This window comes from Buchnera aphidicola (Pemphigus immunis) (assembly GCF_964059115.1).
In the GTDB taxonomy this organism is placed as follows: Bacteria; Pseudomonadota; Gammaproteobacteria; order Enterobacterales; family Enterobacteriaceae; genus Buchnera_C; species Buchnera_C aphidicola_C.
This window is the reverse complement of sequence record NZ_OZ060408.1, coordinates 507425-520831: the sequence shown is the minus strand read 5'-3', so window position 1 is coordinate 520831 and position 13407 is coordinate 507425. Positions and strand designations below refer to the sequence as shown.

The window sequence follows — 13407 nt, the reverse complement described above, 5'->3', positions numbered from 1 at the left end:
TTTTAATTGATATGGAATTTTTATTTTAAATTATTTAAATTTCTTATATAATTTAAATACTTAATACTCCTAATTTTGGAGTTATGAATTAAACTATTACGCTGACTTACTAATTATTTAGTAAGAAAGGTGTTTTTTAGTTTTTATAAAATTGGAGTTCTGGTCTTATGCAGAACCAAAGAATACGTATTCGTCTTAAAGCTTTTGATCATCGTTTAATAGATCAATCAACTTCAGAAATTGTTGAAACTGCTAAAAGAACAGGAGCGCAAGTCCGTGGTCCTATACCACTTCCTACACGTAAGGAACGTTTTACTGTTTTAATTTCTCCTCATGTTAATAAAGATGCACGTGATCAATATGAAATTCGTACTCACAAGCGATTGATAGATATTGTTGAACCTACTGAAAAAACAGTAGACGCTTTAATGCGATTAGATCTTGCTGCTGGTGTAGACGTACAAATCAGCCTTGATTAATAAGATAATTACATGATCAAAGGGTTGTAAAATGATAGGTTTAGTTGGAAAAAAATTAGGTATGACACGAATTTTTAGTAAAGAGGGTGTTTCTATACCTGTTACAGCAATTGAAATAAAAGAAAATCGTATTATCCAAATTAAAAATTTAGATAATGATAAATATAAAGCTATACAAGTTACTACAGGAATTAAAAAATTCAATCAGTTAAAAAAACCTGAATCTGGTCATTTTATTAAATCAGGAGTAAAAGCTGGTCGTGGTTTATGGGAATTTAGAGTTTCTGATTTAAAAGATTTTAAAATTGGAAATATAGTTAATGTAAATATTTTTATTAATGTAAAAAAAGTTGATATTACTGGTATTTCTAAAGGAAAAGGATTTTCTGGTACGGTAAAAAGATGGAATTTCAGAACTCAAGATGCAACTCATGGTAACTCATTATCTCATCGTGTACCTGGTTCTATTGGTCAAAATCAAACTCCAGGAAGAGTTTTTAAAGGTAAAAAAATGGCTGGTCATTTAGGCAACGTTCGCGTTACAGTTCAAAGTTTAACAGTAATTAGAATCGATGCTAATCAAAACTTGTTATTAATCAAGGGTTCTGTTCCTGGTGCAACTGGTAGTGACCTTATTGTTAAACCAGCTATAAAAGCATGAGGACTATAATATGGAATTATTACTTAAAGATGAATCAACGTCACTTTATTTGTCTGATGTTATATTTGGTCGAGATTTTAATAAGTCTCTTGTCCATCAAGTTATAATGGCTTATAGATCAAGTGCTAGACAAGGAACACGAGCTCAAAAGAGTCGTGCAGAAGTTTCTGGTTCTGGAAAAAAACCATGGCGTCAAAAAGGAACAGGAAGAGCAAGAGCTGGATCAGTTAGAAGTCCTTTATGGCGTTCTGGTGGTGTTACATTTGCATCTAAACCTCAAGATTATGAACAGAAAGTTAATCGTAAGATGTATCGTGGTGCTATGCAAAGTATTTTTTCAGAATTAGTACGTCAAAATCGTCTTATAATTTTTAAAAAATTTTCTTTAGATTTACCTAAAACCAAATTATTAGTAAGAAAATTAAAAGATATAGGATTAAAAAATGTACTAATTATTATTAAAGGAATAGATAATAATTTATTTTTAGCTTCTCGTAATTTGTATAAAGTAGATGTTTGTGATGTTAATTTAATTAATCCAGTTAGTTTAATTTCTTTTGAAAAGATTATTTTAACAACGGAAGCTATTAGTAAAATAGAGGAAATGTTTTCATGACACATAAAGATCTTATTTTTAAAGTATTGCTTTCTCCTAAAATTTCAGAAAAGTCTTCTTTATCTGCAGAAAAACATAATACAGTTGTTTTTAAAGTAAAAAAAGATGCAAAAAAATCTACGATAAGAAAAGCTATACAAGAATTGTTCAAAGTAAAAGTGAGTTCTATCAATACACTTTTAGTTAAAGAAAAAATAAAACGTAAAGGGAATCAAGTAAGTCGCCATAAAATTTGGAAAAAAGCTTATATTACTTTAAGAAAAGGTCAAAATGTAGACTTACTTAGTAACGTAGATTAGTTGTAGGAAAAAAAATGACAATTATTAAATGTAAACCGACATCTCCTGGTCGTCGTCATGTTATTAAAGTGGTTAATAAAAATTTATATAAAGGTAAATCATTTTCTTTACTAACAAAAAAGAATACTAAGACAGGTGGAAGGAATAATGCTGGTCGAATTACTACTCGTCATATAGGTGGAGGTCATAAAAGAGCGTATAGAATTCTTGATTTTAAAAGAAAAAAAGACGGTATTCCTGCTGTTGTAGAACGTTTTGAATATGATCCTAATCGTTCAGCAAATATTGCTTTAATCTTATATAAGGATGGGAAACGTAATTATATTTTAGCTCCTAAAGGTTTATCCATCGGTGATAAAGTTATTTCCGGTATTAAAGAATCTATAAAAGTAGGAAATTCATTGCCTTTAAAAAATATTCCAATTGGAGAATTAGTTCATAATGTAGAAATGAAACCTGGAAAGGGAGGTCAAATAGCACGTTCAGCTGGTAGTTACGTACAATTAGTAGCTAGTGAAAATACTTACGTTACAATTAGGTTAAGATCGGGAGAAATGAGAAAAATACCATCTGATTGTAGAGCTACTATTGGAGAAGTAGGGAACTCTGAACATATGTTAAGAGTATTAGGAAAAGCAGGAGCTTCTCGGTGGAGAGGTATTAGACCAACAGTGAGGGGTACTGCTATGAATCCTGTTGATCATCCACATGGAGGAGGAGAAGGTAGAAATTTTGGTAAACATCCAGTAACTCCATGGGGTTTTCAAACTAAAGGAAAGAAAACTAGAAAAAATAAACGTACTGATAAGTTTATCTTACGAAGTAGAAATAAATAATTATAGAGGATAAAGAATGCCGCGTTCTCTTAAAAAAGGTCCTTTTATTGATCTTAGTTTATTAAAGAAAGTAGAAAAATCTGTTAAAAAAAATGATAAAAAACCATTACGTACTTGGTCTCGTCGTTCTACTATTTTCCCAAATATGATTGGTTTAACAATAGCAATACATAATGGTCGTCAACATGTTCCTGTTTTTATTACTGAAGATATGGTAGGTCATAAATTAGGAGAATTTTCTTTAACTAGAACTTATAAAGGTCATGCTGCTGATCGTAAAGTTAAAAAACGTTAGCGAAAAGAGGAATAAATGGAAGTTTTAGCTCAATATCGTCAAGCTCGTTCATCTGCACAAAAGGTTCGTTTGGTTGCTGATTTGATTCGTGGTAAAAAAGTACAAAAAGCTTTAGAAATACTTATTTATTCTAATAAAAAAGCATCAAATTTGGTCAAAAAAGTATTAGAATCAGCAATAGCCAATGCTGAACATAATGAAGGTGCTGATATAGATAGTTTAATAATAAAAAAAATTTTTGTTAATGAAGGGCCAACTATGAAAAGAATGATGCCACGTGCTAAAGGTCGCGCTGATCGAATTTTAAAACGCACTAGTCATATCACCGTAGTTGTTTCTGATCGCTAAGATTTTGGAGACTAGTAATGGGTCAAAAAGTACATCCTAATGGCATGCGATTGGGAATAATTAAATCTTGGAATTCTGTTTGGTTTTCTAATAGTAAAGATTTTTCTGATAATTTAAACAGTGATTTTCAAGTTAGAAGTTTTTTGAAAAAAGAGTTATTTAAAGCGTCTGTATCTCGAATTATTATCGAGCGTCCAGCTAAAAGTATTCGGATTACTATCTATACAGCACGTCCAGGAATTGTTATAGGGAAAAAAGGAGAAGATGTAGAAAAATTAAGAGCAGCAATAGCTATTATTGCTGGTGTTCCTGCACAAATTAATATTTCAGAAGTAAGAAAACCAGAGTTAGATGCAAAATTAGTAGCTGATAATATTACATCTCAGTTAGAAAGAAGAATAATGTTTCGTCGAGCTATGAAAAGAGCTGTTCAAAATGCTATGAGACAGGGAGCAAAAGGGATAAAAGTTGAAATAAGTGGACGTTTAGGAGGGGCGGAAATAGCAAGAAAAGAATGGTATCGTGAAGGGAGAGTTCCATTACATACATTACGTGCTGATGTTCAATATAGTGCTTCAGAAGCACATACCACATATGGAATTGTTGGAGTAAAAGTATGGATTTTTAAAGGAGAAATTTTAGGTGGAATGTCTGCTGTAAAAATTTTAGAAAGGCCGATTTCTCAAGCTAAAAAATATCATCGTAAGAATCGTAAGTAAGGAGATTATTTTATATGATGCAACCAAAACGAACTAAATTCCGCAAAATGCATAAAGGAAGGAATCGTGGTTTTGCTATTAGTACTGGTGTTCAATTCGGTAGTTTTGGTTTAAAAGCTGTGGACAGAGGACGTTTAACAGCTCGTCAAATTGAAGCAGCAAGGATAGCTATAACTCGTTCTGTAAAAAGACAAGGGAGAATGTGGATACGAATTTTTCCTGATAAACCTATTACTCAAAAACCATTAGAAGTAAGAATGGGAAAAGGTAAAGGGAATGTTGAATATTGGGTGGCTCTAATTCAACCAGGTAAAATTTTATATGAAATTGAAGGTTTATCTGAATCATTATCTCGAGAAGCATTTAAGTTAGCAGCTGCAAAATTACCTATTAAAACTATATTTGTTACTAAAATGGTGATGTAATGAAAGTTATTAAGCTGCGTAAAAAAAATATTACAGATTTAAATTCTGAATTATTATATTTATCAAGAGAATATTTTAATCTACGTATGCAATTATCATCAGGTAAATTAAAACAATCTCATTTGTTAAAAAAAGTTCGTAAAAATATTGCTCAAGTAAAAATGTTGTTGTCGGAAAAAGGAAAAGAATCATGACCAAAAAATATAATATATTACAAGGTTGTGTGATCAGTGATAAAATGCAAAAAACAGCTGTTATAGCTGTAGAACGTTTTGTCAAACATCCTATTTATGGAAAATTTATAAAACGTACAACAAAATTACATTTCCATGATGAAAAAAATGAATGTGATATTGGAGATACTATAGAAATTCGGGAATGTCGGCCAATATCTAAAAAAAAATCTTGGATTTTATTGCGTATTTTAGAAAAATCAACGCTTTAAAAATTTTATGCTAAGCATAAACATGAACAGTGGTAATCAATTGGCTGTTCATGTTTCTAGAAACATAAAAAATGGTAAGATGTATTGTCTACATTGGTGATTATTATAAATTTGTTTATTTTTCATCAACAAGTGTTATGATTGGAGTTTCTAATATGATTCAGGAACAAAGTGTGTTAAATGTAGCAGATAATTCTGGTGCACGTTCTGCAATGTGTATTAAGGTTTTAGGGGGTTCTAGAAGACGTTATGCAGGTATTGGAGATGTTATAAAAGTTACAGTAAAAGAAGCTATTCCAAGAGGTAAAGTGAAAAAAGGTGATGTTCTTAAAGCTGTAGTGGTTCGTACTAAAAAAGGGATAAGAAGATCTGATGGTTCTATTATTCGTTTTGATACTAATTCATGTGTATTGTTGAATAATAATACTGAACAACCAGTAGGAACTCGTATTTTTGGACCAGTGACTCGAGAATTGAGAATAGAAAAATTTATGAAAATTGTTTCATTAGCTCCTGAAGTATTGTGAATAAGAGGAGAATAGAATATGGCAAATAAAATACGTTGTAATGATAAAGTGATAATTTTAGCAGGAAGAGATAAAGGTAAAATAGGAATTGTAAAAAGATTATTATCTTCACATAGGATTATTGTAGAGGGTGTTAATATAGTTAAAAAACATCAAAAATCTGTTCCTGCTCAAAATAAACCAGGAGGAATAATTAGTAAGGAGTTAGGAATTCATATTTCTAATGTAGCTATATTTAATTCGATAACAGAAAAAGCTGATCGTATAGGTTTTAGATTTGAGGAAGGGAAAAAAGTTCGTTTTTTTAAATCTAATAAAAAGACATTACATAATGTGGGACTATAATCATGTCAAGATTGTATGATTATTATAAAAAAACAGTATTACAGAAATTGATGATAAAATGTGGTTATAATTCTTTAATGCAAGTACCTAGAATTGAAAAAATTACTTTAAATATGGGAGTTGGTACTGTTATTACTGAAAAAAAAACTCTTGATCAAGCAGTTTTAGATTTAACTTTAATTTCTGGGCAAAAGCCTTTAGTGACCAAATCTCGAAAATCTATAGCTGGTTTTAAGATTCGCCAGGGTTATCCTATTGGTTGTAAAGTAACTTTAAGAGGGCAACGTAAATGGGATTTTTTAGATCGTTTAATTACTATCGCTATACCTCGCATTAGAGATTTTCGTGGTTTACCTAAAAGTTCTTTTGACGGTCGAGGAAATTATAGTATGGGAATTAAAGAACAAATCATTTTTCCAGAGATTGATTATGATAAAATTGACCGTATTCGTGGTTTAAATGTTAATATTACTACTACTGCTCGTTCTGATTATGAAGGTGAATTACTATTGTCTTCTTTTCATTTTCCATTTCGTAAATAAATAAGGTGTTAAATGGCTAAAAAATCAATTAAAGCAAGAGAAGTAAGACGTATTAAGTTAGCTAAAAAATTTTTTAAAAAACGTGAAAAGTTAAAAAAAATTATTTCTGATTTATCTCTATCAGAAGAACTTCGTTGGCAAGCTGTATTAAAGTTACAAATATTACCAAGAGATTCTAGTCCTTCACGTCAAAGGAATCGTTGTCGTCAAACAGGTAGACCGCATGCTTTTTTACGTAAATTTGGATTAAGTAGAATTAAATTAAGAGAATCAGCTATGCGTGGTGAAATTCCTGGTTTAAGAAAAGCAAGTTGGTGATTAGTTAGTAATTTTTTTTAGTTGGGAGTAAAATAAATGAGTATGCAAGATCCAATTTCAGATATGCTTACGTGTATTCGTAATGGTCAAGTGTCTAATAAATTATCAGTTACAATGCCTTCTTCTAAATTTAAAGCGGCAATTAGTGATGTTTTAAAAAGAGAAGGATATATTAAAGACTATGTTATTACAGAAAGAATTAAGTTAAAATTAAAAATTATTCTTAAATATTTTCATGGTAAGGGTGTTATTGAAAGTATACAACGTGTTAGTCGTCCTAGTTTGCGTATATATAAGCAAAAACATGAATTACCAAAAGTAATGTCTGGTTTAGGTATTGCAATTATTTCAACTTCCAGGGGTTTAATAACTGACAAAGAGGCCAGAAAATTAGGTCTTGGTGGTGAAATTATTTGTTATGTTTCTTAATAGGAGAAAAAGATGTCTCGTATCGCCAAAAATCCTATTTTTATTCCTTCTTGTGTGGATATAAAATTAAAAGGACAAAAAATTTTAATTAAAGGGAAAAATGGTGAACTGACTTATATTTTTCACAAAAGTGTAACAATAGAAGAAAAAAAATCTTTTTTATTTTTTTCAGTTAATTTAAATTATGATGATGCTTGGGCACAAGCAGGTACATGTCGAGCATTAGTTTATTCAATGATTATTGGTGTTACAGAAGGATTTTCAAAAAAACTACAATTAGTAGGTGTAGGATATCGTGTTAGTATTACTAAAAAAAATATTATTAATATGTCTTTAGGTTACTCTCATCCTATTGAATATTCATTGCCTTTTGGTGTAATAGCGGAGATTCCATCTCAAACGGAAATTATACTTAAAGGTGCAGATAAACAATTAATAGGACAAGTAGCAGCTAATTTACGTGCTTATCGTGTTCCTGAACCGTATAAAGGAAAAGGAATTCGGTATGAAAATGAAATAATACGTGTGAAAGAGGCTAAGAAAAAATAATATGACAGTAATTAAAAATAAAAGATTAGCTCGTTTACGTCGTGGTTTAAAAACACGATGTAAATTAAAGAAATTAGGTGCTGTTCGTTTAGTTGTTCACCGAACTTCTCGTCATATTTATGCACAAATTATAAATTCAACAAATTCTAGGGTGGTGGTAGTAGCTTCAACGTTAGAAAAAAAAATAAGTAAAAATATTGTTTATACAGGAAATAAAATAGCAGCAGCAGTAATAGGGAAAATAATTGCAGAACGAGCTTTAAAAAAAGGAATTATAAATGTTTCTTTTGATCGTTCAGGATTCCAATATCATGGTCGAATTCAGGTTTTAGCAGAATCTGCAAGAAAAGCCGGTTTAATATTTTAAGGATAACATCTCATGGCTATTATTGAGAAAAAAAATAATTTAGATTTTAGAGAAAAATTAATTACTGTTAATCGTGTATCTAAAACAGTAAAGGGTGGTCGTATATTTTCTTTTACTGCGTTAACGGTTGTTGGTAATGGTCAAGGTAAAGTAGGTTTTGGATACGGAAAAGCACGTGAAGTGCCGGCAGCAATCCAAAAAGCAATGGAAAAAGCGCGTAGAAAAATGATTAAGATAGAAATTGTAAATGGAACTTTGCAACATTCAGTTAGAGGTTATTATACAGGTGCTAATATATTTATGAAACCTGCTTCAGAAGGTACAGGGATTATTGCTGGAGGTGCTATGAGAGCGGTATTAGAGGTATCTGGTGTACACAATGTTTTAGCTAAAGCATATGGTTCTACTAATCCTATTAATGTGGTAAGAGCAACAATGAAGGGATTAGAAAGTATGAGATCTCCAGAAATTATTGCTGCTAAAAGAAATAAATTGATATCGGATTGTATAGGATAATATAAAAATGATAAAAACGATAAATATAACACAAGTCAAAAGTGCAATAGGTCGTTTATCTAAACATAAAGCTACATTAATTGGCTTAGGTTTACGATATATTGGACATACAGTTAACCGCAAAGATACACCAGCTATTAGGGGTATGATAAAATCTTTATCTTATATGTTAAAAATACAGGAAATATAGAAAATGTATTTAAATAATCTTTTTCCGGGGAAAAATGCTCATAAAAAAAGAAAACGGGTAGGAAGAGGAATAGGTTCTGGTTTAGGTAAAACAGCCGGTAGAGGACATAAAGGACAAAAATCACGTACGGGTGGTAGTATTAATAGAGGGTTTGAAGGAGGTCAAATGCCTTTATATCGGAGAATACCTAAATTTGGGTTTGTTTCTCGAAAAGCATGCGTAACAAAAGAAGTAAGATTATCAGAGTTAAATCAATTTTCAAAAAAATTAATTACTTTAAATTTGTTAAAAGAACATAATATCATTCATAAAAATATTAAATTTGTAAAAATTATTTTATCAGGTAGTATTTCTTCACCAATTAAGGTATCTGGTTTGCGTGTAACAAAAGGTGCACGTATGGTTATTGAAAATTGTGGTGGTAAAATAGAGGAATAAGTAGCATATAATATGGTTAAAAAATTAGGATTAGACTATCAAAAGTATCATGGTGGTTTTAATATACTTAAAAAAAGAGTTATTTTTGTTATAATGGCGTTAATTGTTTTTCGTATTGGTTCTTTTATTCCAATTCCTGGTATTGATGTTACAATACTATCCAGGTTATTAGAAAAACAACAAGGTACTATTATTGAAATTTTTAATATGTTTTCTGGTGGTGCTTTAAGTCGTGCTTCTATTTTTGCGTTAGGGATTATGCCGTATATTTCGGCATCTATTATTATTCAATTGTCAACTTTAGTTTATCCAAGATTGATTGAAATAAAAAAAGAAGGAGAGTCTGGAAGACGTAAAATTGATAGATATATTAGATATACTACTTTATTATTAGCAATTTTACAGTCTATTGGTATTGCAATAAGTTTGCCGAAAATGCCTGCATTGCGTTTTTTAATTATTCATCCTGATTTATATTTTTATTGTATTGCTGTTTTTAGTTTGGTTACTGGTACTGTTTTCTTAATGTGGTTAGGTGAATTAATTACTGAAAAAGGTTTAGGTAATGGTATTTCAATAATTATTTTTTCTGGAATTATAGCTGGTTTACCTGCTTCAATTGGTAGCACATTAGAACAAGTTAGATTAGGTGAATTAAATTTTATATTATTTTTATTTGTTATTTTTTTTATTTTTTTTATTATTTTTTTAGTAGTTTTAATAGAACGTAGTCAAAGAAAGCTCAATGTGCATTATGCAAAACGCCAACAAGGTAGACGTATTTATGCTGCACAAAGTAGTTATTTACCTTTAAAGGTTAATATGTCAGGAGTTATTCCTGCTATATTTGCTTCTAGTATTATTCTTTTTCCAGCCACTATTTTTTCTTGGTTTGGAGGTGAAAGTAAATGGAAATGGTTAATAAATATTTCATTTTATTTACAACCTAATAAATTTGTTTATATGTTTTTATATGCTGTTGCAATAATTTTCTTTTGTTTTTTTTATACTAGTGTTGTTTTTAATTCTCGTGAAACAGCAGAAAATTTAAAAAAATCGGGAGCTTTTATTCCTGGTATTCGACCAGGTGAAAAAACTGCAAGATATATTAATAAAATAATATTACGTTTAACACTTATTGGTTCTGTTTATATTACTTTTATTTGTTTAATTCCAGAATTAATGAGATTTTTTATTCATGTTCCATTCTATTTTGGAGGTACATCTTTATTAATCGTAGTAGTTGTTATTATTGATTTTATTGCTCAAGTACAAACATTGATTATGTCTACACAATACGAATCAGCATTAAAAAAGTCTAAGTTAAGTTTTAAAGATATTTATAAATAAAATATATTTTTAAGGATTTTATAATGAAAGTTAGAGCATCTGTAAAAAAGTTATGTCGTAATTGTAAGATTGTACGGAGAAAAAATGTTATTCGTGTAATTTGTACTCATGAATTAAAGCATAAACAACGTCAAGGTTAAACTAATGATTTATTTAGTAATTAATTTTTTAATTTTTATGATTTATATTTTAAGGGTATTTATATATATGCATTTTTATAAAAACATAAAAATATAGGAGTGAACAGTGGCTCGTATTGCAGGAATTAATATACCTGATCACAAACATATTATAGTAGCATTATTATCTATATACGGTATTGGTAAAACTCGTGCCAAATCAATTTGTTCTATTTCTGGAATAAAAGAAAATACTCAGGTGAAAAATTTGATTGAAAAAGAAATTGAGTTGCTACGTACTGCAGTCAGTAAATTTGTTGTTGAAGGTGATTTAAGGAGAGAAAAGACCTTAAGTATAAAAAGATTAATGGATCTCGGATGTTATAGAGGGTTACGTCATCGTCGAGGATTACCTGTTCGTGGGCAGCGTACTAAAACTAATGCTCGTACGAGAAAAGGGCCGCGTAAAGCTATAAAAAAACAATAAGAAAGGAATTATAATTTATAATGGCAAAAATATCCGTTCGTGTTAAAAAACGTGTTAAAAAACAAGTTTTAGATGGTATAGCTCATATTCATGCTTCTTTTAATAATACTATTGTAACAATCACTGATAGGCATGGAAATACTTTAGGTTGGGCTACATCTGGTGGTTCAGGTTTTAGAGGTTCTCGTAAGTCGACTCCATTTGCTGCTCAAGTAGCTGCTGAACGTTGTGCTGAATTAGTGAAAGAATACGGAATAAGAAATTTAGAAGTAATGGTAAAGGGACCTGGTCCAGGTCGGGAATCAACAATTCGTGCTTTAAATTCTGCTGGTTTTCGTATTACAAATATTACTGATGTAACTCCTATACCTCATAATGGGTGTCGTTCTCCTAAAAAACGTCGTGTATAAATTTTTATATAAATGGAAAAATTGACGAAATGGCAAAATATTTAGGTCCTAAATTAAAATTATGTAGGCGTGAAGGTAGCGATTTATTTTTAAAATCTGGAGTTCGTTCTATCGATACTAAATGTAAGTTAGAGCAATCTCCTGGTCAACATGGTAATCGTAAACCCCGTCTTTCTGATTATGGAATTCAATTAAGAGAAAAGCAAAAAGTACGTCGTTTATACGGTATATTAGAACGTCAATTTCATAATTATTATAAATTAGCAGTGCGTTTAAAAGGGAATACTGGAGAAAATTTATTAAAATTGTTAGAAGACAGATTGGATAATGTCGTTTATCGTATGGGTTTTGCTTCAACTAGATCAGAATCTCGTCAATTAGTTAATCATAAATCAATTTTAGTAAATAATCGTATTGTTAATATTGCTTCTTATCAGTTATCTATTAATGATAGAATTTCTGTTCGTGAAAAATGTAAAAATCAGTATCGTATAAAGGCAGCTTTAGAACTATCGGAACAAAGAGAAAAACCTAATTGGTTAGAAGTGGATATTAATAAAATGGAAGGTTTTTTGAAACGATATCCTGAAAGAGCGGATTTATCTGCAGAAATTAATGAACATTTGATAGTTGAACTTTATTCTAAATAAGGTTGAAATGACAAAAGAGGATATAATGCAGAGTGCTGTAACTAATTTTTTAAAACCACGTTTGGTAAATATTGAACATATTAGTTCTACGCATGCTAAGGTTGTTCTTGAACCTTTAGAACGTGGTTTCGGTCATACATTAGGTAATGCATTACGTAGAATATTACTTTCTTCTATGCCAGGTTGTGCAGTTACAGAAGTCGAAATTGATGGAATACTACATGAATATAGTACAAAAGAAGGAGTTCAAGAAGATGTTCTTGAGATTTTATTAAATTTAAAAGGTTTGGCTATAAAAATGTATGGTAAAGATCATGTTATATTAAATTTGAAAAAATCAGGAATAGGTGTGGTTACAGCTGCAGATATTATTCATACGAGTGATATAGAAATTATTAATCCTGAACATGTTATTTGTCATTTAACTTGTGAACAATCTGTAATTAATATGAGAATTACGATACAAAGAGGAAGAGGGTACGTACCAGTTTCTACTAGAATATCTTTAGAAGATAATAATCGTTTTATAGGAAAATTATTTTTAGATGCTTGCTATAGTCCTGTAGATCGTATTGTTTATAATGTTGAAGCTGCTCGTGTAGAGCAACGTACTGATTTAGATAAATTAATTATAGAAATGGAAACTAACGGCACAATTGATCCAGAAGAAGCTATTAGGCGAGCAGCAACAATTTTAGTTGATCAGCTAGAAGCTTTTGTTGATTTACGTGATGTTGGTGAGCCTGAATTAATAGAAGAAAAACCAGAATTTGCACCTATTTTATTACGTCCTGTGGATGATTTAGAATTAACGGTGCGATCTGCTAATTGTTTAAAATCCGAGAGTATTCATTATATTGGTGATTTAGTTCAGAAAACTGAGATAGAATTATTAAAGACACCTAATTTAGGTAAAAAATCTTTAACTGAAATTAAAGATGTTTTAGCGGCAAGAGATTTATCTTTAGGTATGCGTTTAGAAAACTGGCCTCCAGAAAGTATTTTAGATGATTAGTAAATTTTTATCTTTTAATACTATATCAATTA

At 30.1% G+C, this 13407-nt stretch carries 27 protein-coding genes; all 27 read left to right on the top strand.

The genetic code is table 11. The annotated features are described in order from the left end of the window. Window positions 1–167: 167 nt before the first annotated feature. Window positions 168–479, top strand: a complete 312-nt coding sequence (gene rpsJ / locus AB4W77_RS02300; RefSeq protein ID WP_265196774.1) for a 30S ribosomal protein S10 — start codon at window positions 168–170, stop codon at window positions 477–479. 31 nt (window positions 480–510) lie between these two features. Continuing rightward, window positions 511–1140 (top strand): 50S ribosomal protein L3, encoded by a 630-nt coding sequence (gene rplC / locus AB4W77_RS02295; RefSeq protein WP_367681389.1) that lies wholly within the window; start codon window positions 511–513, stop codon window positions 1138–1140. A 10-nt stretch (window positions 1141–1150) separates the two neighbouring features. Beyond that, on the top strand, window positions 1151–1756 hold the full coding sequence (rplD, locus tag AB4W77_RS02290) for a 50S ribosomal protein L4 (RefSeq protein ID WP_367681388.1): 606 nt from the start codon (window positions 1151–1153) through the stop codon (window positions 1754–1756). Beyond that, on the top strand, window positions 1753–2055 hold the full coding sequence (gene rplW, locus AB4W77_RS02285; RefSeq protein ID WP_367681387.1) for a 50S ribosomal protein L23: 303 nt from the start codon (window positions 1753–1755) through the stop codon (window positions 2053–2055). Before rplD ends, rplW begins: the two co-directional genes overlap by 4 nt. Window positions 2056–2069: 14 nt before the next feature. Beyond that, a complete protein-coding gene (gene rplB / locus AB4W77_RS02280) occupies window positions 2070–2891 on the top strand; it encodes a 50S ribosomal protein L2 (RefSeq protein ID WP_367681386.1) in 822 nt (273 codons plus the stop codon). A gap of 16 nt (window positions 2892–2907) precedes the next feature. Continuing rightward, the gene (gene rpsS / locus AB4W77_RS02275; RefSeq protein WP_367681385.1) at window positions 2908–3186 is read left to right on the top strand and encodes a 30S ribosomal protein S19; all 279 of its coding nucleotides are present in this window, start codon (window positions 2908–2910) and stop codon (window positions 3184–3186) included. A gap of 15 nt (window positions 3187–3201) precedes the next feature. Further along, a complete protein-coding gene (rplV, locus tag AB4W77_RS02270) occupies window positions 3202–3534 on the top strand; it encodes a 50S ribosomal protein L22 (protein WP_367681384.1) in 333 nt (110 codons plus the stop codon). Between the two features lie 17 nt (window positions 3535–3551). After that, window positions 3552–4253 carry a 30S ribosomal protein S3 gene (rpsC, locus tag AB4W77_RS02265; RefSeq protein ID WP_367681383.1) on the top strand — a complete coding sequence of 234 codons (702 nt, stop codon included), beginning with the start codon at window positions 3552–3554 and terminating at the stop codon, window positions 4251–4253. 14 nt (window positions 4254–4267) lie between these two features. Beyond that, complete coding sequence (gene rplP / locus AB4W77_RS02260) at window positions 4268–4678, top strand: 50S ribosomal protein L16 (protein ID WP_367681382.1); 411 nt, start codon at window positions 4268–4270, stop codon at window positions 4676–4678. Further along, complete coding sequence (gene rpmC, locus AB4W77_RS02255) at window positions 4678–4872, top strand: 50S ribosomal protein L29 (protein ID WP_367681381.1); 195 nt, start codon at window positions 4678–4680, stop codon at window positions 4870–4872. The genes rplP and rpmC overlap by 1 nt, the downstream gene beginning before the upstream one ends. Continuing rightward, a complete protein-coding gene (rpsQ, locus tag AB4W77_RS02250) occupies window positions 4869–5123 on the top strand; it encodes a 30S ribosomal protein S17 (RefSeq protein ID WP_367681380.1) in 255 nt (84 codons plus the stop codon). Before rpmC ends, rpsQ begins: the two co-directional genes overlap by 4 nt. Before the next feature lie 155 nt (window positions 5124–5278). Then, window positions 5279–5650 (top strand): 50S ribosomal protein L14, encoded by a 372-nt coding sequence (rplN, locus tag AB4W77_RS02245; protein ID WP_367681690.1) that lies wholly within the window; start codon window positions 5279–5281, stop codon window positions 5648–5650. Between the two features lie 18 nt (window positions 5651–5668). Then, the gene (rplX, locus tag AB4W77_RS02240; protein ID WP_367681379.1) at window positions 5669–5995 is read left to right on the top strand and encodes a 50S ribosomal protein L24; all 327 of its coding nucleotides are present in this window, start codon (window positions 5669–5671) and stop codon (window positions 5993–5995) included. A gap of 2 nt (window positions 5996–5997) precedes the next feature. Continuing rightward, complete coding sequence (gene rplE, locus AB4W77_RS02235; RefSeq protein WP_367681378.1) at window positions 5998–6537, top strand: 50S ribosomal protein L5; 540 nt, start codon at window positions 5998–6000, stop codon at window positions 6535–6537. A gap of 12 nt (window positions 6538–6549) precedes the next feature. Beyond that, on the top strand, window positions 6550–6855 hold the full coding sequence (rpsN, locus tag AB4W77_RS02230) for a 30S ribosomal protein S14 (RefSeq protein WP_367681377.1): 306 nt from the start codon (window positions 6550–6552) through the stop codon (window positions 6853–6855). A gap of 36 nt (window positions 6856–6891) precedes the next feature. Further along, complete coding sequence (rpsH, locus tag AB4W77_RS02225) at window positions 6892–7284, top strand: 30S ribosomal protein S8 (RefSeq protein WP_367681376.1); 393 nt, start codon at window positions 6892–6894, stop codon at window positions 7282–7284. Window positions 7285–7296: 12 nt separating this feature from the next. After that, the gene (rplF, locus tag AB4W77_RS02220) at window positions 7297–7833 is read left to right on the top strand and encodes a 50S ribosomal protein L6 (protein ID WP_367681375.1); all 537 of its coding nucleotides are present in this window, start codon (window positions 7297–7299) and stop codon (window positions 7831–7833) included. 1 nt (window position 7834) lies between these two features. Continuing rightward, window positions 7835–8200 carry a 50S ribosomal protein L18 gene (gene rplR, locus AB4W77_RS02215; RefSeq protein ID WP_367681374.1) on the top strand — a complete coding sequence of 122 codons (366 nt, stop codon included), beginning with the start codon at window positions 7835–7837 and terminating at the stop codon, window positions 8198–8200. Between the two features lie 12 nt (window positions 8201–8212). Further along, complete coding sequence (gene rpsE, locus AB4W77_RS02210; RefSeq protein WP_367681373.1) at window positions 8213–8716, top strand: 30S ribosomal protein S5; 504 nt, start codon at window positions 8213–8215, stop codon at window positions 8714–8716. Window positions 8717–8723: 7 nt separating this feature from the next. Continuing rightward, a complete protein-coding gene (rpmD, locus tag AB4W77_RS02205; protein ID WP_367681372.1) occupies window positions 8724–8906 on the top strand; it encodes a 50S ribosomal protein L30 in 183 nt (60 codons plus the stop codon). Between the two features lie 3 nt (window positions 8907–8909). Next, window positions 8910–9344 (top strand): 50S ribosomal protein L15, encoded by a 435-nt coding sequence (gene rplO, locus AB4W77_RS02200; RefSeq protein WP_367681371.1) that lies wholly within the window; start codon window positions 8910–8912, stop codon window positions 9342–9344. A 12-nt stretch (window positions 9345–9356) separates the two neighbouring features. Next, window positions 9357–10694, top strand: a complete 1338-nt coding sequence (gene secY, locus AB4W77_RS02195) for a preprotein translocase subunit SecY (protein WP_367681370.1) — start codon at window positions 9357–9359, stop codon at window positions 10692–10694. Window positions 10695–10717: 23 nt separating this feature from the next. Continuing rightward, window positions 10718–10834 carry a 50S ribosomal protein L36 gene (rpmJ, locus tag AB4W77_RS02190; RefSeq protein WP_367681369.1) on the top strand — a complete coding sequence of 39 codons (117 nt, stop codon included), beginning with the start codon at window positions 10718–10720 and terminating at the stop codon, window positions 10832–10834. A gap of 106 nt (window positions 10835–10940) precedes the next feature. Beyond that, entirely contained in the window at window positions 10941–11300 is a 360-nt protein-coding gene (gene rpsM / locus AB4W77_RS02185) for a 30S ribosomal protein S13 (protein WP_367681368.1), read from the top strand. A gap of 20 nt (window positions 11301–11320) precedes the next feature. Then, window positions 11321–11710 carry a 30S ribosomal protein S11 gene (gene rpsK / locus AB4W77_RS02180; RefSeq protein WP_367681367.1) on the top strand — a complete coding sequence of 130 codons (390 nt, stop codon included), beginning with the start codon at window positions 11321–11323 and terminating at the stop codon, window positions 11708–11710. Between the two features lie 29 nt (window positions 11711–11739). Next, window positions 11740–12360 carry a 30S ribosomal protein S4 gene (gene rpsD / locus AB4W77_RS02175; protein ID WP_367681366.1) on the top strand — a complete coding sequence of 207 codons (621 nt, stop codon included), beginning with the start codon at window positions 11740–11742 and terminating at the stop codon, window positions 12358–12360. A gap of 25 nt (window positions 12361–12385) precedes the next feature. Further along, window positions 12386–13375 (top strand): DNA-directed RNA polymerase subunit alpha, encoded by a 990-nt coding sequence (gene rpoA / locus AB4W77_RS02170; protein ID WP_367681689.1) that lies wholly within the window; start codon window positions 12386–12388, stop codon window positions 13373–13375. Window positions 13376–13407: the final 32 nt, after the last annotated feature.